The sequence below is a fragment of the Paenibacillus sp. J5C2022 genome (assembly GCF_025567625.1).
Classification (GTDB): Bacteria; Bacillota; Bacilli; order Paenibacillales; family Paenibacillaceae; genus Pristimantibacillus.
Map to the genome: position 1 here is coordinate 1 of NZ_JAOQJC010000069.1, position 22,091 is coordinate 22,091.

General features: G+C 40.3%; 22 protein-coding genes. 18 read left to right on the plus strand and 4 right to left on the minus strand.

What is annotated here, in order from left to right:
- The first annotated feature begins 344 nt into the window (after positions 1 to 344).
- The gene (locus M6D81_RS30300) at positions 345 to 851 is read left to right on the plus strand and encodes a P-loop nucleotide/nucleoside kinase family protein (protein ID WP_262681272.1); all 507 of its coding nucleotides are present in this window, start codon (positions 345 to 347) and stop codon (positions 849 to 851) included.
- 591 nt (positions 852 to 1,442) lie between these two features.
- On the opposite strand, the gene M6D81_RS30305 is transcribed toward M6D81_RS30300, so the two are convergent.
- The 4 genes from M6D81_RS30305 to M6D81_RS30325 form a co-directional block, all read right to left on the minus strand.
- Complete coding sequence (locus M6D81_RS30305; RefSeq protein ID WP_262681274.1) at positions 1,443 to 2,048, minus strand: MFS transporter; 606 nt, start codon at positions 2,046 to 2,048, stop codon at positions 1,443 to 1,445.
- Positions 2,049 to 2,090: 42 nt separating this feature from the next.
- Positions 2,091 to 2,630 carry an MFS transporter gene (locus M6D81_RS30310; protein WP_262681275.1) on the minus strand — a complete coding sequence of 180 codons (540 nt, stop codon included), beginning with the start codon at positions 2,628 to 2,630 and terminating at the stop codon, positions 2,091 to 2,093.
- A 376-nt stretch (positions 2,631 to 3,006) separates the two neighbouring features.
- Positions 3,007 to 3,219 carry a four-helix bundle copper-binding protein gene (locus M6D81_RS30315; protein WP_262681277.1) on the minus strand — a complete coding sequence of 71 codons (213 nt, stop codon included), beginning with the start codon at positions 3,217 to 3,219 and terminating at the stop codon, positions 3,007 to 3,009.
- 565 nt (positions 3,220 to 3,784) lie between these two features.
- Positions 3,785 to 8,521: an RCC1 domain-containing protein gene (locus tag M6D81_RS30325; protein ID WP_262681278.1), complete on the minus strand. Its 4,737-nt coding sequence runs from the start codon at positions 8,519 to 8,521 to the stop codon at positions 3,785 to 3,787.
- A gap of 1,272 nt (positions 8,522 to 9,793) precedes the next feature.
- On the opposite strand from M6D81_RS30325, the gene M6D81_RS30330 reads away from it, so the two are divergent.
- The 17 genes from M6D81_RS30330 to M6D81_RS30410 all read left to right on the plus strand — a co-directional run bounded on the left by M6D81_RS30330 (position 9,794) and on the right by M6D81_RS30410 (position 21,320).
- The gene (locus M6D81_RS30330; protein ID WP_262681280.1) at positions 9,794 to 10,072 is read left to right on the plus strand and encodes a transposase; all 279 of its coding nucleotides are present in this window, start codon (positions 9,794 to 9,796) and stop codon (positions 10,070 to 10,072) included.
- Positions 10,073 to 10,155: 83 nt separating this feature from the next.
- Complete coding sequence (locus M6D81_RS30335; protein WP_262681282.1) at positions 10,156 to 10,521, plus strand: IS200/IS605 family accessory protein TnpB-related protein; 366 nt, start codon at positions 10,156 to 10,158, stop codon at positions 10,519 to 10,521.
- Positions 10,522 to 11,488: 967 nt separating this feature from the next.
- Entirely contained in the window at positions 11,489 to 11,785 is a 297-nt protein-coding gene (locus M6D81_RS30340; protein ID WP_262681283.1) for a hypothetical protein, read from the plus strand.
- Between the two features lie 219 nt (positions 11,786 to 12,004).
- Positions 12,005 to 12,409: an NUDIX hydrolase gene (locus M6D81_RS30345; RefSeq protein WP_262681285.1), complete on the plus strand. Its 405-nt coding sequence runs from the start codon at positions 12,005 to 12,007 to the stop codon at positions 12,407 to 12,409.
- A gap of 114 nt (positions 12,410 to 12,523) precedes the next feature.
- Positions 12,524 to 13,066 (plus strand): MSMEG_1061 family FMN-dependent PPOX-type flavoprotein, encoded by a 543-nt coding sequence (locus tag M6D81_RS30350; RefSeq protein WP_317259182.1) that lies wholly within the window; start codon positions 12,524 to 12,526, stop codon positions 13,064 to 13,066.
- Between the two features lie 163 nt (positions 13,067 to 13,229).
- A complete protein-coding gene (locus M6D81_RS30355; protein ID WP_262681287.1) occupies positions 13,230 to 13,655 on the plus strand; it encodes an NUDIX hydrolase in 426 nt (141 codons plus the stop codon).
- Positions 13,656 to 13,689: 34 nt separating this feature from the next.
- Entirely contained in the window at positions 13,690 to 14,253 is a 564-nt protein-coding gene (locus M6D81_RS30360; RefSeq protein ID WP_262681288.1) for a histidine phosphatase family protein, read from the plus strand.
- 604 nt (positions 14,254 to 14,857) lie between these two features.
- Positions 14,858 to 15,118, plus strand: a complete 261-nt coding sequence (locus M6D81_RS30365; RefSeq protein ID WP_262681290.1) for a DUF2164 domain-containing protein — start codon at positions 14,858 to 14,860, stop codon at positions 15,116 to 15,118.
- Between the two features lie 801 nt (positions 15,119 to 15,919).
- Complete coding sequence (locus M6D81_RS30370) at positions 15,920 to 16,513, plus strand: peptidase E (protein WP_262681292.1); 594 nt, start codon at positions 15,920 to 15,922, stop codon at positions 16,511 to 16,513.
- A 27-nt stretch (positions 16,514 to 16,540) separates the two neighbouring features.
- Positions 16,541 to 16,990 (plus strand): hypothetical protein, encoded by a 450-nt coding sequence (locus M6D81_RS30375; RefSeq protein ID WP_262681293.1) that lies wholly within the window; start codon positions 16,541 to 16,543, stop codon positions 16,988 to 16,990.
- Positions 16,991 to 17,098: 108 nt separating this feature from the next.
- Complete coding sequence (locus tag M6D81_RS30380) at positions 17,099 to 17,560, plus strand: hypothetical protein (protein WP_262681294.1); 462 nt, start codon at positions 17,099 to 17,101, stop codon at positions 17,558 to 17,560.
- Between the two features lie 343 nt (positions 17,561 to 17,903).
- Entirely contained in the window at positions 17,904 to 18,041 is a 138-nt protein-coding gene (locus M6D81_RS30385; protein WP_262681295.1) for a hypothetical protein, read from the plus strand.
- Positions 18,042 to 18,217: 176 nt separating this feature from the next.
- Positions 18,218 to 18,409, plus strand: coding sequence for an HAD family hydrolase (locus tag M6D81_RS30390; protein ID WP_262681296.1), 192 nt, complete (start codon positions 18,218 to 18,220; stop codon positions 18,407 to 18,409).
- Positions 18,410 to 18,513: 104 nt separating this feature from the next.
- A complete protein-coding gene (locus tag M6D81_RS30395; protein ID WP_262681297.1) occupies positions 18,514 to 19,023 on the plus strand; it encodes a DUF1572 domain-containing protein in 510 nt (169 codons plus the stop codon).
- 124 nt (positions 19,024 to 19,147) lie between these two features.
- Positions 19,148 to 19,960, plus strand: a complete 813-nt coding sequence (locus M6D81_RS30400) for a class I SAM-dependent methyltransferase (RefSeq protein WP_262681298.1) — start codon at positions 19,148 to 19,150, stop codon at positions 19,958 to 19,960.
- A gap of 15 nt (positions 19,961 to 19,975) precedes the next feature.
- On the plus strand, positions 19,976 to 20,323 hold the full coding sequence (locus tag M6D81_RS30405) for a YobA family protein (RefSeq protein WP_262681299.1): 348 nt from the start codon (positions 19,976 to 19,978) through the stop codon (positions 20,321 to 20,323).
- A 568-nt stretch (positions 20,324 to 20,891) separates the two neighbouring features.
- A complete protein-coding gene (locus M6D81_RS30410) occupies positions 20,892 to 21,320 on the plus strand; it encodes a DUF1801 domain-containing protein (protein ID WP_262681300.1) in 429 nt (142 codons plus the stop codon).
- Positions 21,321 to 22,091 lie beyond the last annotated feature (771 nt).

Below are 22,091 nucleotides of genomic sequence, written 5' to 3' on the forward strand. Positions count from 1 at the left end.
TTTTAAAATCAACTAAAGATTGAGAGTTATAAGAAGTACCAAACTTCAGATACCCCCGATTCACCGCTCTCAGTCTGCCGAGAGCGGACAACCCCTACCGACTTAGAAAAGAGCTAAGTCGGTGGGGGTTCGTGAATGTGACAAGGTTATGTGGAAAGAACGAAAGCATTACCTTATGTGAAACCTCTAAAAACTTTAAATCGAAGGAACCGCATCGCACTCCCTTTTCTGTCGTCTAAGGCAGTGCGGGCTCGTGAATACAAAAAAGTTGTAAGAAATCAGTTCAAATACGAAGAAATTAAATTTCTTTAGAAAATTGCTTTTTTCAAGGAGTGTTGAATTTAATGCTATATATATTTGGTGGTTTACCGGGTACCGGTAAAACCACATTATCATCAGCTTTAGCAAGAGAACTAAAAGCCACTTATCTACGGGTCGATGTTGTGGAACAAGCTATGCGGGATACTGGGAAAATCATCGATGGGCCTGAAGGTTATATTGTGTGTTACGCAATTGCATCACAAAATCTCAAACTAGGTTTAGATGTGATTGCAGATACAGTCAATCCCATACAAACCACGCGCCAAGCTTGGCGCAACGTGGCAGATACTCTTGAAACACCTTATGTGGAAATTGAAGTGATTTGCTCCGACGAGAATGAACATAGACGTCGAATTGAAACGCGTGCAGCTGATATACCAGGCTTTGTTCTTCCTACTTGGGAGAAGGTCAGAAATCGAAAGTATGATGTTTGGGATGAAGATCACATTGTCATAGATACTGCCCATCAAACTGTGAAAGAAAGCTTAAATACATTATATAAACAGTTAAATGAGAGAAGAAATTCTTGAATGAACGGAGATAATTAATCTGTGGTCTATTAAGAAGGCGCTGGCATCTTATAATACTTTTCACGCTACGTCGCTATCCTTCCTTGGTTCGGCCGAAGCAGAAGAATAGGTTTCGAAGAAAGAAGTAGGTTCAGCAGTAGCAGGGAAGATGATTCAGCCGGACAATCCATACGTTATCGAAAGCAACTTTCCTGGCCAATTGTCCGAAGCCGACGTTTATAAAGTGAAAGAAATGTGATCGGATGGAGTGTATCCAGTAGCTCGCCGGGAGCATACAGGTCGTGCTCCAAAAGCATACGGTTACGGCTATTGGCAACTATACCTCACTGATTGCGCGATATAACAAAGACATGATGGACAAGTTCCGTCACTTCTCGGAAGCAATCAGTTATGTAGGTTTTGCCAACCTTGATATCAAGATTGATCAAAGGGTAACTTCGATTGTGTAAGCTGAGGGTTAGGGCTGGAAAGATGCCATGACGCTTGCATGAATTCATCGTGAATAGAAAGATGCCCTTCGTGAATTGAATCGTTATGAACCATCGAGTGAATGGAAATCGGAAAAAATCTCCCTTCTTTTTCCCTAGAATTTCATTTTGCGCGCTGCCCACGCTTCAAAGGCCAAGAAACGTTATTTGCCCTTCCTTCTATAGAATCGGTAAGTCTTTGATCTCCGAGGGCAAATCTGATTGGATCCCAGAACCGCAAAACCACGAGCATCAAACTGATCAATATAGCGGAAACGGCATATACGGCCCATGGAATCAAAGAGGCAGTACCAAAGCTCAACAATTGGCCTCCAGCATAATTTCCGGCACCTTCACCCAGTCCAGAGATAAAATTAGCCAGTCCAAAAAATACTCCGATCATGTTAGCTGTAGCTAAACGAGAAACCGTGCTATCCATAGTCGGCATCATGAGCATCTCGCCAATGATGAAAATGATTCCGCTGACCGAAAAAGATACAAAATTCGTTGCCCAGTATAGAGAACATAAACCCCCGCCGATAAACAGCGTTCCCAACGAAAGAGCATACATCGGATTAATCTTTTTCAACACCCAGGTGGAAATAGGTGCCTGCAATAAAATAACAATAAAGCTGTTGATGGTCCAAATTAAGCTTACCATGCTTGGATTAGATAAAGTGATGGCTGCCGAAGGGGGACCGCCAAGGCAAATTGTGTATAGATTGCCCAATTCAGCACACTAATCAAGGAAAATGCGACGAACGCTTTATTTTTAAATATTTGCAAGTATGACTCTGGAGGAATGAGGGGACAAGGGTTTTCTCCACAATTTTTGGGGACATAAAGCCAACTGATGATTCCAAGAATAACAAACGTTTGCGGCGATACCGCGAAGCGAAAAGGCAGTTGTTTTATGTTCATCAGATGCCAAAGCTGCAATGGCGGCTTTTGTCGTCGGAGCGTTGAAGCCGCCGCCCAAACCGTTCAAGAGGGCCATAATTATCAATGTCCATAGAGATTGGGAAAATGCAAAGCCCAAAAAGGCACCGGCGCGAATGACGGCACCGAGAGAAATCATCGTTCTGCGTCCGATTCGATCTGCAAGAAAACCTCCAATTACGCTTGCCACCTGGAATGAAAAGGAACTGATGGCGAGAATCAACCCAATTTCGGTGATCCCCAATGTTTTGACCTGTTTTAAGTAGATGGGCAGAATCGGAAGGATCATGTAATATCCAAGATGGGCCACGAGTACACCAAGCAGCAATGCTTTCATTTGTCGGCTAGCAGTTCGGAAATTCAAATGGATCAAATCGTTTCACCTCCTGCAAATGATTACGTTTGTAAGACCACTTGTTTAGTATTCATCTGGCGGCGCTGATTTATAACAACATCAAGGACTACATAACGTTCTCTCCAGAACTTGTCGATTATTTTCATCCTGCGGCTGACGGGTACTAACGAAGAGGGAGGTGAGCTGAATGGAAAAACGAGATGAAAACAAAGTGAAAAACGGTAGTGTCGTTAAGCAGCAAAAGGAAAATAAGGAAGAGAAACGAGCAGGAGATGAAAATCGCGGCTGCGGTTGCGGGTGTTAAATGAGGAGGCGCGGAATTCTTCGCGCCTTTTTAGCATGCTATAGAGTGATAATATTGCCGGAAACTAAACCTTATCTTGCTACTCGTAGATTATCCCGGAAAAATTAAGAAAGTCCTCGCCATGTACTGCGAAGCAAAAGCACAAATGTCAGCACAATCATGCAGTAGTTGGATGCAATGAACCCTTGCTTGAACATCAGACTCTTTTAAACAAGCGGTCAAGCATTCTTCAAATGCTTGCATATAACGATTACAGGCATCAATACAGGTTTGATTCACATTCTGGGCTTGAACAACAGACATTCTTTTTCCTCCTTGTTTTAAATTCGTTTTGTAGGTTTCGCCTGACATGCCATTCCTATTCATACATGGTGAAAATATGGAGAAACAGTCGTAAACAAAGGAGGGTGCTTTCAAATGGATAGAATGATGGGCGCTACCTAAGAATTGAAAGTAGTAGGCATATCCTGCAACCATAGTGTCAATTCCATAGAAGGCGCTCTGCGGGAAATCGGTGCGACTGAATAAAGTCGATTTGACGAATGGGTCTGTTGAGGTGCAGTACGATGAGGCAAGAGTGAGTTTGGAGACAATCAAACAAACGATCGACGTTTGATTTGCAGCTTACCGGCATGACGTGCACTGTATTGAGAATTCGAAGGCAATACCATCATCTTACACCATATTCACGCTGCAACCTCGCTTTTATTGGCACTTGTCGACTTGTGGCAAATTAGTCGGCTAGAAGGAACGGGTAAGGGATCTGAAACATATGCAAACAGCCAGCAGCTTATAGTGGAAGTATAAATCTAATAACATACAAAAAAGCTGTTCCAATGTGGGACAGCTTTTTTGTTATTGCAATGGATTAGGGCTGAGAGAGATACTGTTCGTCGTGATTCTCGCCTTGCTTTTTCTCAAAGGTATGATCTATTGATGCCTCTTGAATCTGTTGATATGCCCAGTGATGCCGGGGCACGTCATTCCACTTCGGTTCGGTTCCGGATAGCGGACCTCTGTCTAACAGCTTGTTGATTATCGTAACCGCTTCGGCTCGAGTTAACGGCTCATCAGGACGGAATGTGCCATCGGCATAGCCATTCACAATGTCCGCCGCTCTTGCTTGTTTGATTGCGTTCTCCGCCCAATGACCACTAGTGTCCAGGAAGCCTGTATTACTACTGGAACCACCATCGATTAATTTGACAATGATACTGGCCATTTCTGCGCGGCTTATCGACTGATCTGGCTTAAAGCGTCCGTCGGGATAACCTTGCATCACGTTCATTTCGGTCGCTTGGGTAATGATTTCGTAAGCCCAGTGCGTTTCCGCAACATCTGTGAATGGTTTGGCATCATTTATGGTGTCTGCCTCGAGCACTCGGTTTAACAACGCTGCCATTTCGGAGCGAGTAATTTCTTGATCCGGTCTGAAAGTGCCGTCGGGATAGCCGGTTATATAAGCTTTATGATCCCTCGTCTCTAGTGATTGCCACCCATCTATGTGCAGGATAGAAAATGTACTGAATTTATCTTCGGTAAAACGAATCCCTATCTGATTTTGACTATACGGTACAAGCTCTCCTTGAACCAGCTCGGTCTCTCCATCGCTATGTTCAACGAAGATCACCAAATCCTGCAGTTGATTTTCTTGCAGACTATGCTCTCCTAGAGGCAAAGTGATGTGCACTGGCTGATTTATGTTTGTATGAATGATCATGGGTCTGCCGATTAAGCTGATCTGGCGCTGGCTATGCTCATTTATTGCTGCTTGATCGTCTGCAGCTCGAAGCAGAATTTTTTTATGCTCATTTTTATTCCTGAGCGGCATGATTTGAAAAGTGGTAGCCGTCTCAAGGTTTTGTAAGGATTCCATTGGGATATGGATTTGTCCGTAGTTTAGAGCCATACTCAATTCAACTTGCGCTTTCTGCAAGATGCTAAGCGCCATACTGGTTATTTGAACGTTAACTTCCGAGACCTTGTCTTTTTTGTCTGGAATGATCATGACAGCCTGGGTTCTTCCCGCGAGCGCATCAACCAAACGCTGTGCTTCATTCGACGTGAGGTACAGATTATCTTTCGCTTTGCCTTTGTAATCCGTCATACGGCTCATCGTAATGGCAGTAAGAAATTCCCCTTCATAGTCAACGATATCGACGGTTATGGTTTCATGATTTGAGCTAAAGTCATATGATGTTCCTGTAGATTTTTGCAGCAGAATGGTGTCTGTTATGGCTTGTGTGGTCCTATTTCCTGCAGCATCTATTAATTCCATATACACCGTTTTTACGCCGATATCAGAAGTTAGTGTCCATGAGATGAAAGCTGCCGTAGCTTCCCAATCGCTCCAGTCGGTTCCGTTATTGGAGAAACGCATTTGGACATGCCCGGAACCTATGCCGTCGTTACTGCTGATATCCAATACAACGGAAGTTGAGTTTGTCACATCAGCTCCTCCATCAATGCTAAGGGTGCCTGTCGGTTCGGTATTATCAAAGCTGACGCTGCTGTTGTCTGTAGTCGCCGACACTTGAATGCCTTCAATTCCGGATACACTTGTAAAATCAATCGTGAAAGGAACAGTTCCTTCTGTTTCGGTTCCTGTTAAAGTGTATTCGGCCAAATAGTTGTTTCCGCCTGTGCTTGTGACGTAGGCTGTTTGATTCGCAATCGTTACAACCGGCATGCCGTTAAGAATCATACTGGAAGTAAACGTTAGAGCGATGGTATCTCCTGCTTTTGCCCAGCGTTCGTTCGGATTATTGCTTGCTATGTTGACGGCAGCCAGAATAGGCACTTCCGTTGATTTAGGCACAGCGCTCACTTCTATTGAATTAGAGCTTTCGCCAGCAGCATTGCTTGCCGTAACCGCGAAATAGTAGGAAGTGCCATTGGCTAAGCCGGATGCTGTGTAGGTAGCTCCGGTTACCGTAGTCGGAACTGCTCCATAAGAGCCTGTTACGTTGCTCATGTAGACATTGTACTGATCAGTAGATGGAATTCGATCCCAGTTCAAAGTCACTTGCGCATCGCCTGGAATCGCGGTCAAATGGATAGGCGGATCAGGTATTTTTAGATCCCACTTGGCATAAAGCGTCAAAGGAGCCGTAATGGGAGTATCAAAGTCGAACGGTGTATTAAACGCCGCATCCTGATACCAACCAGCGAAGGTGTTTCCCGTTTTAGTAGGATTAGCCGGTACGGTTACTTTGCCGTTGTAACTGATCGATTGACCGGGAACGGCTGATCCTCCATTGGTATCGAAGGCAACAGCAAAGCTGTCTGCATCCCACTTGGCATAAAGCGTCAAAGGAGCCATAATGGGAGTATCAAAGTCGAACGGTGTATTAAATGCCGCATCTTGATACCATCCAGCGAAGGTGTTTCCCGTTTTAGTAGGATTGACTGGTACTGTTACTTTGTTGTTGTAGCTAATCATTTGATTAGGGAGAGTAGATCCACCATTAGTATTAAAAATAACTTTATACTTAACTACATCCCACTTGGCATAAAGCGTCAAAGGATCCGTAATGGGAGTATCAAAGTCGAACGGTGTATTAAATGCTGCATCTTGATACCATCCAGCAAAGGTGTACCCAGATTTAGTAGGATTAGCCGGTATTACTATTTTGCCGTTGTAACTGACCGATTGACCGGAAACGGCCGATCCACCATTGGTATCGAAGGCAACAGCAAAGCTGTCTGCATCCCACTTGGCATAAAGCGTCAAAGGAGCCGTAATGGGAGTATCAAAGTCGAACGGTGTATTAAACGCCGCATCTTCATACCAACCAGCGAAAGTGTGTCCAGATTTAGTAGGATTAGCCGGTACGGTTACTTTGTCATTATAGCTAACTGTCTGGCTAGGGATGACAGAACCTCCATCTGTATCGAATGTAACCGAAGCGCCCCAATCTGCATATAACGTCACATCTTCTCCGGCAATTGTGAAAGTATCGCCAATATCATAATGTGTTCCAGTTCTGTCTGTGGTTGTATTCCATCCCATAAACGTATATCCAGTCTTTGTTAAATTGCTAGTGTTTCCAAGAACGGTTACTGCATTCCCTCGTTTATATTCATGTTGGTCAACAGGAGCATTTCCGCCACTATTGCCATTGCCGCTATAAGTGACGGAATAAGGAGTAATATTTTCGTCAAAGACATAGACTAAGTTAAATCCTTCAATTTGATCATTAGTTGCATTTACTTCGTATATGCCCAGGTACCTGTTTGCAGTGTCAGCACCGCTAATGTCTTGTCCCGAAATATATCTATCGATTATATTGGTTCCGGTGGGACGGTAGTCGCCCATATTCGGAGTTCCGATGTAACTATTGGATAATTTGATTACGAGATAATGGGACGGGTAGACCGTCGCTGTTATAGCCGTTGTTCCGCCTGCGCTCCCTTCAGATACTGTAACGGGAAGCTCGGAAGCAGGGAGAAGAACGAGGGTTGGCGTGCCTTTATTAGTTTGAGAATTGTCGCCCAATTGCCCATCGTAATTATATCCCCAAGCTGCCAAAGTTGAAAAAGTATCCGCCCATGCGAGACTGTGCATGTGACCTGCCTGGATTAGTGATATCGGAAAATTGATTCTCTGGGGGTATTGTACAGTGCCTCCAATAATGCCAATACCCAATTGCCCTTTGTCATTGAGTCCCCAGGCCCAAACGGAATGATCCTCCTCAATGGCAAAACTATAGGCACCTCCGGCGCTTATGGATTTTACATTGTCTATCCCGCTAATCTGACTGGGTGTGGTTATGTCTTTGGTTGTTTCTTCATTGCCCAGTTGCCCGAAAGCGTTACTTCCCCAGCCGAATAGATTCCCATCTATATCAATAGCCAGATTATGAGTGTACCCCGCTTCAATACTCTTCACTTGGCTTAGTCCATGAATTTGTACAGGGATGTGACGATCGGTTTTCGTCCCGTCCCCTAATTGCCCCCATCCGTTTGCTCCCCAAGCCCAGACGGTGTCATCCGATTTTAAAGCTAAATTATGTTGACCACCTGAGGTAATAGCTGTCACATCGCTGAGTCCTTGCACCTGTACAGGCGACAAGCGTTGCGTTTGTGTCCCGTCTCCCAATTGTCCAAAGTAATTGAGGCCCCAGGCCCAGACAGTCCCATCTTGTCGAAGTGCAAGAGAATAGTCGGCGCCAGCTGCTATTGCCACTACATTATTCAATCCTTGAACCTGTACAGGGGAATAACGATCGGTTTGTGTTCCGTCTCCCAATTGTCCAACGCTATTTTTCCCCCAAGTCCATACCGTTCCATCGTTCTTTAAAGCTAAATTATGATAGCCTCCGGCAGAAGCGGATATAGCCGTAATATCAGTTAGCTGTTCTACTTGCTGGGGTATTGTTAGCATGCTGGTTCCCGCGGGTTTTCCTAACTGCCCATATTCGTTGCTGCCCCAAGCCCATACTGTGCCGTCTCTATGCAGGAACAGGCTGTGCTCTAACCCAGCAGAAGCGGATATAGTGGTTAAGCTAGCTGCGCGCGTAGTATTCGGAACAAGCATGAATTGTGTGCTAATGAGGATAATAACAAGAAAGATAGAGAGTCTTTTACGTTCAATCCCTATCATTTTTTCACCGCCTTATACTTTATGATTAAGATATTGAGTGCGCTTACTGAGTTATAATTTAATCTGGTTGAAGATAACGATAACAGCAGCAAACTTTATGGATATAAACACCTGTACTGGGTATATCAAAGGATATGGTACCTCTTTACAGTTCTGTCGTCAATAGTTTTTGATATGTTTTATTACATATGGTTATCAAATGTGAATTTATATTTCAATAAGTTTTTTCCTTTCAATTCTTGTTGTCCTATGTTGTTTTTTTTGTACAGGTCTATGTTGCTGCAGAAAAGAGTGGTTGATTTTGCGATTGTGAGGAGAACAATAACAGTATGACGGCGTTTTATTTTACGCATTTCTAATCCCGCCTTTTTAGGATCAACAGATCTACAAAATATTTGATAATATTCTATTATACTACCAGAAAATTGATCAAGATTTCCTCAACGGACAATTAAGAATAGAATTATCTTAAATCCGTTTATGTATAAGGATGTAGAAGAGGGTACAAAAACAGGGAAAATTCTATCAGTGCCAGCCGAGAGGACTCCCACATCTGCAAGTGGTGAGGTGAATCGGCGACTTCCTGAATGGACTGGAACAGGTATTCGCTTCATTGTTCATTAGCTGAATAACAAAAATAGAGAACACTGGTTCTCGGTTGGTTGTGAGATTGGAGGTGATTGTATGTCAGATGCAAAGCTTATGTTTCGCACACATCAAGTGTGGATTAAACCAGGTCATCGGCTGTTTGCGTATCTGGATCAAACCTGTCAGAATGCTAAAAACCTATACAACACGACCAACTTTTATATCCGATAAATCTATCTTCACGGCTAAGGGACAAAGCGGGTCGTTGCAGCCTTTGCAGCAGGTAGCGGATACCATTGCCTCCCATTTGGATGCCATGAATGAACGGCTGAGCGCAAACAAACGCGCACGTCCGTTTGAACAGCCGTCATCCGAACAAACCTTTGTTTCGTACCCGTTTCTGGACACTTTGTTCAGAGTGATGAAGCAGTCGGATTATCGCTAGCAGTCAAGGGGGGATGAAGGTGGTGTTTCAGAATTGGCGTTCCTTCTTCGCGAGCATCCGGGATTACCGCCAGCATCCGGAGAAGTATCTTGGTAAACTGCGCATTCCCGGCTATGCGCGAGGCAAGGTGAAAGAAGTGGTGTTCTCCAATCAGGATTGCGTAGTGAAGGATCGGAAATTTCTCAGGTTGCCAAAGACAAAGCTGCAACTGAATATCGGCAAGCTGGGGAGCAAAGCTGATGCAGGTACGTGTGGTGCCGAGCCACAGACAATATGTGGTGGAGTTAATCTTCGCCTACCGGGTAGAACAGCAGGCCGCTTCGCAAAGGAATAGACTTGCGATTGATCTTGGCGTTGAAAATCTGGCAACCATCGTCACGACAACAGGTGTGAAACCCCTGCTCGTGAAGGGCAAGATTGCGAAGGCGATCAATCCGTATTACAACAAGATGAAAGCGCATTATACAGGCATCCTTCGTCAAGGCAAGATGCCGAATGAAGGGGCATTTACATCCTAGCGATTGGAACGTCTGCACCTGAAACGTCATCGCCGGATCAAAGACATCTTCCACAAGGGAGCCATGGGATCGTCAAGCTGGCTGTGGAGCAAGGGATCGGCGTGATCGTCATTGGACATAACGATGGCTGGAAGCAAGCATCAGCGATTGGACGGCGTAACAATCAGGTGTTTTGCCACATGCCGCATCGGATGCTGATTGCGATGATCCGGTACAAAGCGGCTGAACAAGGAATCACTGTCACGCTGCCGGAAGAAGCGTACACATCGAAAGCGAGTTTCCTGGACCAGGACCCGTTGCCGCGATATCGCGAAGAAGGAGAATGGAACTTCTCAAGAAGGGTTTTGAATCATGATTTATCCAAAGAAATCTTTGATAAAAAAATTGAATTTGAAAGGCTTTATCAAGAGCGGTTCAAGTTAGAATGTAATGGAGAAATGTTTTTTTGAGAGTATCGAGAAAGGCGATCGGTGCCCCACGCATATCAAGGAAGAAGATTCGGAAGACACTTCGATTCCCTTAGGTTAAAGTAGGGTTAAAGCATTTTCTTTTTTATTTTAGGAATACTACTTTTGAATGCTTAGCAAAACAATTTTAGTTCAATTTCCCGAATGTATCTAGGGAATTATTGACAATTGGGAAACAACATGTTAAGAAAAAATGTAAGAGTTTGTTGATAGATCGAAGAAGTCGTTGTGATCAGTTAACACCATATTCTCGCGTCAGGTCTGCACCGATCTTCTGTCCGTTCGAGGCGATTCAGAGAAGTGGATTCGGACACTCTGCGAGATTATGTTGCGAAGCCACTTGACGACTTCGATTCCTTAAGTTTTCAGGCTCGTGATTAGAAACAGGAAAGGAGAAATTGATGAAATGTTATACAAGAAAGGATGATGCTGCATCTTGAATGTGATGCATTACTTATCAGTTCCACTAACTACCGCGCTTTATGTTTGTACGATAGTATTTTTCATCGTATCAATCTTTAGAATTGAAAACTTGAAATGGAGAAAGCCGGTTTCTAATAGAACACAATCAATAACTATAATACTCGGCAGATTATTTTGTTTAGCAATTGTACTATTTCTGTCCTTTGCTTCTATAGACTACTGGGAAGATAATTACTGGCTAATAACTGGTAAGTATTTAATCGCTGAAGGCTATGTAGAAGAGTTAAATTATAAATCAAAGGATTAAAGAGAATATGTTGACATGAATGGAATAACAATTTCTTTTTTATTTGATTCAAATCTAGAAATAGGAAATAAGTATAGAATTAAATTTCTACCACATACACAAATGGGTATTCATATCATGGAAATTAAGTAGTTTTTTTATCAAGGCGGTGGCATCAAAATCTTCATGGTTGATGAAAAAACCGCTCTATAGATTGATAAAGAAATGAAGGAGAAGGTTATGAAATTTACTAAGAAAAACACTTTGAAAATAGTATTAATTACTCTGGTTTCTTTATTTATTCTATCATTTTTTTCTGCCGAATTAACGATAAGAAGGTATGTTTTTATGCATCTTCAACCTATAAATAGCCTGAAGTTAGAAATTAAAAATATGAATTATTTCGATGAAGAATATGGATATTTATATGATGTGAAAGGATATGAGGATTTTCAAACCATGGATGAATTAGGAGTATTTTATTTAAAGAAACATTGGATTTTTTGGGATGTGTCAAGTGTTGGGACAGGACCATAAACATTTGAATGCAGAAGAACTTATTATAACACCTAATTTACGCAGCGCCACCTCCGCTCCTTGGTCTGGCCGAAGCAATAAGAAATGGTTTCGAAGAGGACGATTCAGTAGCGGGGAAGCATTAGAACGTTGTATATAATAATGGGGCAAAACCTTAAATTAACACCAAAACAATAGTGTCGAATTGAGTTTTAACCTAACTGAAGTGGAGTGAATTGTATGGCATTTAATGATACTTATCGATTTGGCGTACATGCGATTATAACAAATCCTCATGGTCAAGTATTAATGCTAAAAAGAACATACGGAAATAAAGGGTGGAGTTTACCAGGTGGTGCTGTAGATCCTGGAGAAACAATTCATGAGGCTTTGATTCGCGAATGTAATGAAGAATTAGGTGTGGAAATTAATAATATTGTGTTGACAGGTTTTTACTATCACAACAATCTCAATGCTCAAGTAGGTATTTTTCGATGTACGATACCTGAAAACCAAGAAATTATACTTAGCTCTGAACACTCAGAACATAAATGGTCAGAATTAACTGAATTAAGTGAGGTGCAAAGAGTTAGAGCAGTAGATGCAATTGGATTTCAAGGAGATATAAAAAGTCGAGTATTTTAAAACAACAAATGTAGCGCATTCAAGCTGTGCTGCTATCGTTGCTTGGTCCTGGTTGAAGTAGGAACCGGCGCGATGGCTTGTATAAAGCAAATAGTAAAATCAGAGGTAATCCATATGAAGAATCCTTTTAAAGAGATTTTGTCTTCAGAAGAAGAAATTAGATATATCTTGGGCTTTCCAAGTGAACTTGTAAAGAAGAAAACGGTATATGAGTTAGACAATCATTGTCGAAATTTCATCTCGATGTCGCCACTATTATTCTTATCTACTTCGGATGATAAGGGTTTCTGTGATGTTTCACCGCGAGGTGATGCACCAGGATCGGTAATTGTTTTAGATGAAAAGCATCTAGTAATTCCAGAAAGACCAGGAAATCGAAGGATTGATTCATTGAGGAATATTTTATCGAACCCAAGAGTAGGCATCGTATTTATTATTCCTGGACTTGAAGAAACGCTTAGGATTAATGGAAGTGCTTACATAATAAAGGATTATGACATTCTTGATCTCATGAAAGCAAAAGATAAAAGGCCACTATTAGGAATTGGAGTAGCAATAGAAGAATGCTACATACATTGTGCTAAAGCATTTAAGAGGTCAAGATTATGGGAAAGGGAGTCGTGGGCAGATATTGATGCGCTACCTTCTATTCCATAAATCCTGAAGGATCATGTGAATTCATCTGAATATACAACAGAAACTATCAGTAAAGGTCTTCAAGAAAGCTACCAAAAAAGACTATATTAAAGTGAAATTGATTGCAAAACTCAAAGTTACGCACGATTCTAAAATCTTACTATTAAAAGTAGGAGAGATTCTAATGAAGCCACCTAAGCATATAGTTTCGGCAGCCGCTATTGTTTTAAATGAAAAAAACGAGTTGTTACTTATTAAAGGACCAAGAAGAGGCTGGGAGATGCCTGGTGGTCAGGTTGAAGAAGGTGAGTCCTTAAGTCAAGCAGCTATAAGGGAAACCAAAGAAGAATCAGGAATTGATATTGAAATTATTAAATTCTGTGGATTATTTCAGAATGTAAGAAATTCCATTTGCAACACACTATTTTTAGCAAAACCTGTAGGTGGAGAATTAATAGTATCAACAGAAAGTTTAGAATCAGGGTTTTTTCCAATAATAGAAGCATTAGAAAAAGTTGAATGGAAAGATTTTAGACAAAGAATCGAATACTGTTTAAACCCTGAGATGCAACCCTTTTGTATAGAATTTAATGACGAGAAGAATATTTGATGCATGAGTAGAAGAGCGTTATGGTGCGATTGCCATGAGCAAGCAAGGGGATGAAACTGTGAAAAACATCTTTTTTATCAGACATTGTCAGGCCGAAGGTCAGGACCCTTCAGCACAACTTACTGAAGAAGGTACAAGGCAATCTTATCTACTAGCTGAATTCTTAAAGAGATACCAAATAGATCAGATCATAACAAGCCCGTTCTTAAGAGCAATTGAATCTATTAAACCACTATGTAAGGAAATCAATTTGGATTATTCAATTGACAATAGACTTGAGGAAAGAAACTTAAGTTCGATTGATTTAGAGAACTGGATGGATTTCCTTAAGGAATCCTATGATGACTTAGATGTAGCTCACGAAGGTGGAGAATCATCGCGCCAGGCCATGAGTAGGGGTCTTGAAGTAATCAATGAAATCATTAAGGGGCCAAATCACAATGTGATTTTAGTAACTCATGGAGCATTGTTGTCTTTAATTTTGAAATATTTTGATAACGATGTAGGGTTTGAGGAATGGAAATCCCTAACAAACCCAGACATCTATCTATTAAGAATAGAAAAAAATGAGTATACTATTGAACGAATTTGGAAGTAAACGCACAGAAAAGAAAAATTTTAATGTCTCAGATAAAGTTTACTTTAATATTTATACAGGAACTGAGACATCTGACTTCGTCGGACGTCGTGAATATGTGAAATGTTAAGTGAATTAATTAAAAAGGAATGGGGAACATAGACGCACAACAATTGGCAATGACTGCTTGTGAAAAATCAAAACAATTTCTAAAACCAGGAATCACAGAGAAAGAACCGTCAAAAGATGTCGTCTTAAAGGAAACAGATATTTGAATTGACTTATACCTTCACCAAACAAGCGGAGACAATTGGGGACTTTTCGCAACGAGCACTATTAATACGGCTAAAGGATGTTGATAAACTTGTTTAGATGTAATACTCCCAGAATGTTGCTGACTATTTTGTTCGGGACTGTTTTTTTAATATCATGTTTTCTGTCGATTTATTATTTGATGACTGATAAGGCTCATCCAAGTATAAGTGGAATAATGACGCTGTCCATACTTACATTTTTTATAACAGTAGGAAATGCAGTAATATTGGTATTGAGAAAATACAGAGGAAAAAAGAATTACCAGGATTAATTCTCAAGTCATACTTATTCGAAAGGAGCTAACGTAACGATGATAATACCCATTAGATTACCTAAAGAAGATAAGATGGAAATCATAAAGAGTGTACAAGCCTATTTCGAAGAAGAACGATCAGAATCAATAGGTGATTTAGGAGCCGAACAATTGATAGATTTTTTTGTAAAAGAATTAGGACCATACCTATATAACAAGGCCATCGATGATGCGCGAATACTGATAAACGAGAGAATAAATCAAATTGAAGATGAATTATATTCACTAGAAAAACCGACTCAAAACCGTACGAGATGAATGTGAATGTAACCTGTAATTTGAAGAGGGCAGATGTATGCTATCGGCTAACACCATATTCACATATCGGGCATTCGCTCTGGTTCGCCATAAAGAGCTTGCATCCAAAAAAATAATATGGGAGATTAGAATCAAAATGATTAACTACAATATTTGTTTCATCAGACGAGGTAATGACTTCTTATTGCTTAATCGAAATTTCAAACCTTGGATGGGCAGTAATAAGAGAAATCTTCGAAGAAACAAGGATTAAGGAATATAAATTGCATTTTAAAGGTTTGATTACTTGGAGTGTTGATGGAAATCAATATGGGGGAATGTTTCTTTATATTGCAGAATTAGATGACCAATTTGTATATGATTATTAGATTGGAAACCAATTGAATGGATAATAGATCCGAACAATAAGGGCATAGCAGCCAGTATTCCAATATCAATTGAAATAATCTTAAACGATCCCAATTGCTATGAACATCATTGTACATATGTTAAAGGGAAGTTGATTGAACACAAATCAAACGAAATCAATCCCAATATAGAAACAAATAAAGATGAATTGGAGAATTATTTAACGAAGTATTTCAGAGAAGGCTGTGGTATCAGTTCGACGAACTCGTCCCCTGGTCCGGCCAAAGCGTGAAGCAGAGGGGGCGTAAAAGCTGTTTCAGTTGCAGGAGGCCCCAGCTGGACAACCTTGCACTGTCTAACTGTGTAGTGGCTACTTCCTACGGTTCTTTATGGCAGTTAAGATTTGTGTAAAAATATTATCTGAAATTTACGTGACGAAAGGCAGGGATTGTGTTGAAATTTTATTTATCATCACTTAGGATTGGCAACCATGAAAATAAACTAATAGAAATGACAGAAAGTGGAAATAAGAAAGTTGCTTTTATTAACAGTGCCATGGATTTTGCAACTGATCTTGAAAGAAGAGAGAAGAGCGATAAGCTTAACATTCACGACCTTGAAAGACTTGGATTTAAAGTTGAAATACTGGACTTGAAGTTATATTTCAATAAACCAAATAATCTCGAAGCGATGCTCGAACATTTTGATGTGATATGGGTTAGAGGAGGAAATACGTTTGTTCTGGCCCAAGCTATGAAATTAAGTGGGTTTGATGAGATTATTAAAAGATTTCACAGAACCCAAAAAGATATCGTTTATGGTGGTTACAGTGCAGGTGTATGTATCTTAGGACCAACTTTAAAAGGGATTCATATGGTTGATGAACCGAATCAAAAACCTTACGGGGAACACCATCCAACAATTTGGGAAGGATTAAGTATATTAGATTATGTAATTGCTCCACATTATAAATCGGATCATCGTGGCCGCTCACAACGTTCTCTTAAGGGGGGAGACTTCGAACACGGAAACGTTAGCCGGAAGTAATGTAAAACTCATTTGGAAGGTGAATCGATGCTGTCAGAGAACATTCAAGAAATAATAAACTCATTACTGAATCGAACAGTTCAATTTGTTCGATTAGCTGGAAATTCCTTGATTATATATATTGATTGTGAACCTGGAGTTATTGGGCAAGGATACAGTATTTGGATGGAACCGACATGGCATTTAAGAAATAATGTCGAAGTAATCACGGGTTCAAGAGCAGCTCAAACTGAAGACGAAGCAGAACATAAAATTATTTCAGGATTTTTTAAACAAATACATATGAAATCAATAAAGAAAATAACTATTGAACCGATTACAAATGATCTACAAATCGAGTTGGAAGAAGGAATTATATTAAAAACTTTTGTTTCAGATCCAAGTGATGAAGAATCATGGCATATTAAAGATTTATACAAACGAAAAAGAATTATTGGAAGCCCCAGGACTCTACAAGTAATTAAAGAAGTTACTTAGAAATCGATTCTTCGAGGAGGTAGTTGCTATTTATATCGGACGCTTGTCGTGATTATGGGACATTAGCTGAAATTCGGCAGTACATAAACCTAAAAAGAGGTCTACTCAATGCCAAACATAAAATGGCAAGAATTAAAAAGTCAAAAAGATTTGAATGAACTAATGAAGCTATTTGGTTGGTTTCATGATTCATGTATAAAGGAAATGCATATGTGGACAGATCATAATGTTAATCCCGATTTATCGATGTCGCTATCTGTAGTTCGAGACAACAGAGTAAGAATATTGATACATAGGCAATATAAAGATCCAACAGCAATTGAATTATTATTTGAAGAAGTGACTCAAATATACATATCTCCAAGTCCCGAGAATCACGACTCAATCATATATGAAGCAACTTTCATTTATCAAGATGGGAATTACTATTGGGCAGATGATAGAAACTGGGAACCAGAAGGTCAAAATAAATTTGCATCAGTAAATTGGATAAGTTCAAAAAAAGTAAGCTGGAGGGATGCTAGTGATTGGATTGGTAAGACAATACGTTATGGATCTCCTGAGGGATAGTTAAAGATGTGCCGAACTTCAGCTCACAGTAATCAAGAACATCATGCGAAATATCCTGTAGCAATAGTCGAGAGGAGGCATTCAATGAAGTATCCCCTAATAGTATTAGTTCTAGACGGGACTCTCCTGAACTCTACTAAAGTAATCTCGGAAACTCCATCCAAATGCGAACGTATGTGTGGTATGGATTCAAGCGGTCTGCCATAAATATCTATTTGCTCGGGATTCCGCACATTAATCGGTTCGAAAGGGAATTAGAACGGCCAGGTATCCTTACAAAACCAAAAATCATTACAATACGAAATGGGTCAAAGACGGCTTCAAAATATCGAGCAACGGCAAAATGGAGCTGTCGATGGGCATTCATGACGGGAAGAGGGAGAATCCTATTGTCGTGTATACCACGCATTTGCCTGAGGGACAAATCAAGGAAATCGAACTTGGCTATGATCACGGCTTGTATCGTGAAGGACACCCCTAACCTAGGGCTTGAATGCTGTCAAACCGCTTCATATCAGGTGTCTGCAAGATGTTGATGGTAAGAAGCCCCCACTTCAACATGTGATTGCAAGTAAGTGGGGGAGGTTCACCTTCATTCCAAGAGAAATTCAAGCAGAAATTAAATATTTTAATTACTGACAATGAAAAATTAATTCAGTGACAGTTCTGTGCAAAGCAATGAATATTTCGCTTGATAAAGTCATGGGCTTTGGTGATGATTCTAATGATATGATGTCGGATTATTTAAAGGCAAAAGAAATTACAGAAACTAATGATAATGATGGAGTTGCATTTATTCTAGAAAGACTTTCCGCTGATGTACTGAACAGGGAAGCACCAGTGCCCTGAATTAACATACGTTGGGTCATGCGTGCGTTATAGCGTTTGGGTATAAGCTTTAAAAGCAAACGTTTGTCTGGTAAAATTTAAGAAAAAATGGGAGGCGTGATGGAATGAATCTAGATACTCCTACAATAGTGATTGACCATCTCTTGCGCAAATACAAAGCAGACCAGAAATGGTCTCGCATTGCCATTGAACAATTATCTGATGAGGATATCGTGTGGTCACCTACACCTGAGAGTAACAGCATAGCAAATTTGGTAGCACACATCTCTGGGGCATTATATCAATGGTTTGAGACCGCATACTTTGATGCTCCACATATTGAAGATAGGAGTAAAGAGTTTGAACATGGTCTACTGATGACAAAAGAGCAAGCTTTGGAACAATTGAAAAAATCATACGATAGCGTCATACAAGTTCTTGAAAGCATAAAAGTAAACCCGGAAAAGTTGCTGGATCAACCTTATTTAAACTTTCCGACGTTTAATAGTGCCGGCCTAAACAATCAATCCACCGTACTAGAAATGCTTCTACATCAATTTAGACATTTGCCTAGTCACATAGGACAAATCTATTACATTGCAAAGATGAGGAAGGGATATCTGGAATGGGAATAACATAACTATACTTTATATGCTCCGATATGAATGCAAGAAAATAAGGTGATATCTCACGAATAAACTTTAGGGAGTAATTCTAAAATTGCGTAAAGTAAGGAACTATTGGAGAGAGGTCATTTCTATGGAGAAAATAATTTCGTATTACAGCACCTTTGACGAATGGGGGCGTCTGGACCGTGAACCATTGGAGTTTAAAGTGAATTTCCATCATATAATTGAGAATCTCCCCGATAATGGGCATATTTTAGATAATGGAGCGGGACCTGGTAAGTATGCAATTGAATTGGCTAAAAGAGGCTTTCAAGTCACATTAACTGATCTAACTCCAAAACTAGTAGAGATCGCGAAGGAGAAAGCACTCGAAAACGATTTATTGCATCAGTTTGCTGGATTCTTCACAGCCGATGCCAGAGATCTAAGCCAGTTTTCAGAAGGACAATTTGATGCTGCTCTTATGTTGGGCCCCCTATATCATCTTCAAACAGTAGAGGCTAGGGCAAAAGCAGTTTCAGAACTTTATAGGGTAACAAAACCTGGAGGTATAGTTTTTGTAGCATTCATGTCCAAAACAAGATTTTTGACTACATCAATTATGTTCCCGGACTATTGGAAGCCTAACCACACCGTTCAAGGATTAGAAAACTTCATAAAAACAGGGGAATTTGATCATCATGATGAGGGGAGATTTACAGGAGCCTATTACTATAATATTCAAGATATCACCCCATTCATGGAGTCACATGGATTCAAACAAGAAAAACTTGTTGGATCGGGGAGTATTGCTGGAGCAATGAACAAGGAACAATGGGAGTATTGGAGGCAAAGAGGAGAAGACGAGTTTAATAAAATCATGGAAATAATATTTAAGGAATCCGAAAATCCATATGTGCTTGGGACATCGCCTCACCTTTTATATATTGGCAGGAAGTTATAAGAGAAAGGAGAAGCAATGAAAAAAGCTATTGTGATTTCATTCATTATACTGGGTCTCACGATTTTATTTATTCTATTGGAAAGTACTAGGGGAGAGCCGAATCTAATAGGAAGAGTAGTCGATGAAGATGGGAATAGGTTGCTTGTTATAAGCGGCATCACAATGGAAGAGATAGATGGAAATGTAATTGATATCATAAATTCAGGTAAGTACAAAGGCGCATATTGGATAACTGTTAAAGGACCGAATTCCTTTAAAAATTTTAATGTTGGTGATCAAGTTAGAGTATGGTTTAGTAAATATGTTGCGGATTCATACCCTGCGCAAACCGAAGCTGTGAAGATAGAAAAAGTAAGAGAATGAATTATAGTTTACAAGTGCTCCTTATACCTTAAATATATGGTTTTCTTGATGAGCAAGCGAACCGTGTCTTGTGCTAGCACAGTTAATTGTTGCCGTTGACTCTGGGTCATCGATTGAAGAATCGTATTAGAAATCTTAGTAACATCGATCCGATCTATCTGGCAGCCCGGGTTTTGTGAAAATAGCCGAGTCTTACGGGATCAAGGGACTTAGGGCGGAAACGATAGTGGAAGCGGAGCATAGGTCGACAACTTAAGCCTGAATCAAATTGAATAGATGGGTTATAATACTAGTAATACCAACTTTATTTGCATTTGCTATTATTGAACTATTTTTCACTAGTCCAATATTAAACAACATTTCATTGACTAAGTTTGAAAAACAATTTTTTAACCATTCACTGCCTCCAAGTACTACTTTTACAGAGGAGCACCGCGAACTTACATTCAATACGTTAGAGAATACTGACAGCTATGCAGACTTATACTACATTACAATTTATGATGGTGGATATTCTGCAGGATTTGATATTCGTGGTCACTAAAAATATAGAGCTAGGAGTGAGTTTATGGACAATGATAAAAGGAAGCCTAACGAAATATTCGGGCACGAGCAAGTAAGACTTTATCTCGATCGACTAGAACACCCGTTTAAGTCTGAAATTATCGAAGTTCGAAGGATTGTATTACACGCAGATGAACATTTAACAGAACATATTAAATGGAATGCACCAAGTTTCTGTTACGATAATAAAGATCGAATAACTTTCAATTTGCATGGCAAGAATGGCTTTCGTCTAATTTTTCATTGTGGTTCTAAGTCAACAGAGCAAGCAGATAAGGGACCGCTGTTCGAGGATCACACTAAAATGCTGGAATGGATAACTGGCGATCGAGCAGTTGTTAAATTTACATCAAAAGAAGATGTAACTCTGAAAGAGGAGAAGTTGAAAGAAGTCGTTATCAAATGGATTGAAGAAACAAAAAAGATCAACTGATTGCTATACAAAAAACTCGAATGACACGGTTGGAGATCAACAAATACCAAATGATGAAGCTCAGGAGATGATCAATCTGTAGGATAGCAAAATAATTCTGATATGCGGGTCAGCATCAGGAGCAGGGAAAAGCACGTTAACTGAACGTATCCCCCTAACATATATAAAGGATCTTGTTGAGGGCAAGGCTATCGATGTCAAACAAATTAAGAGCCCATTGTTTTACACTGATTTGCAAATGTTAAGAGCAGGAGATGAGGTAATCGACCCTTGGAATCGAAAACTGAAACCTGCTAACGTAATATTATTAGAAGAACCTTTTGGAAGATTGAGAGAAGGAATGGAAGAAATTGCAGACTTTGTTGCGTGTATGGATTTACCTTTAGACCTTGCAATATGAGGCAGTATCGTCTGATTGCGATATTTTACTGGACGGACTTTTATCTACAGATGAGATGGCCCATGAGGTTATTAATCAATTGAGTGACGCAGAGTTGTTGGTTATTGGGCGCTAATCAATCATGTGATTAAAATTCTCAGTATCCATTTTATTGTTTTAGGAGAAAGGAATGATGTCGCCAGATTAAAACCGCAGGAAAACTCGGAGGTGCATGAATGGAAAAGAAGGCTAGCAGTCCAGGAGTTCCAGGATGATCGTTTTAGGAAAAGAGGACGGGAATCCGCCCCATTGCAATGGGGCAGATGAAAGTCCGCTTTTCCCGAAATCCCCCTTGCGGGGATACAAGGGCAAAAATACACCATGTGTAACCC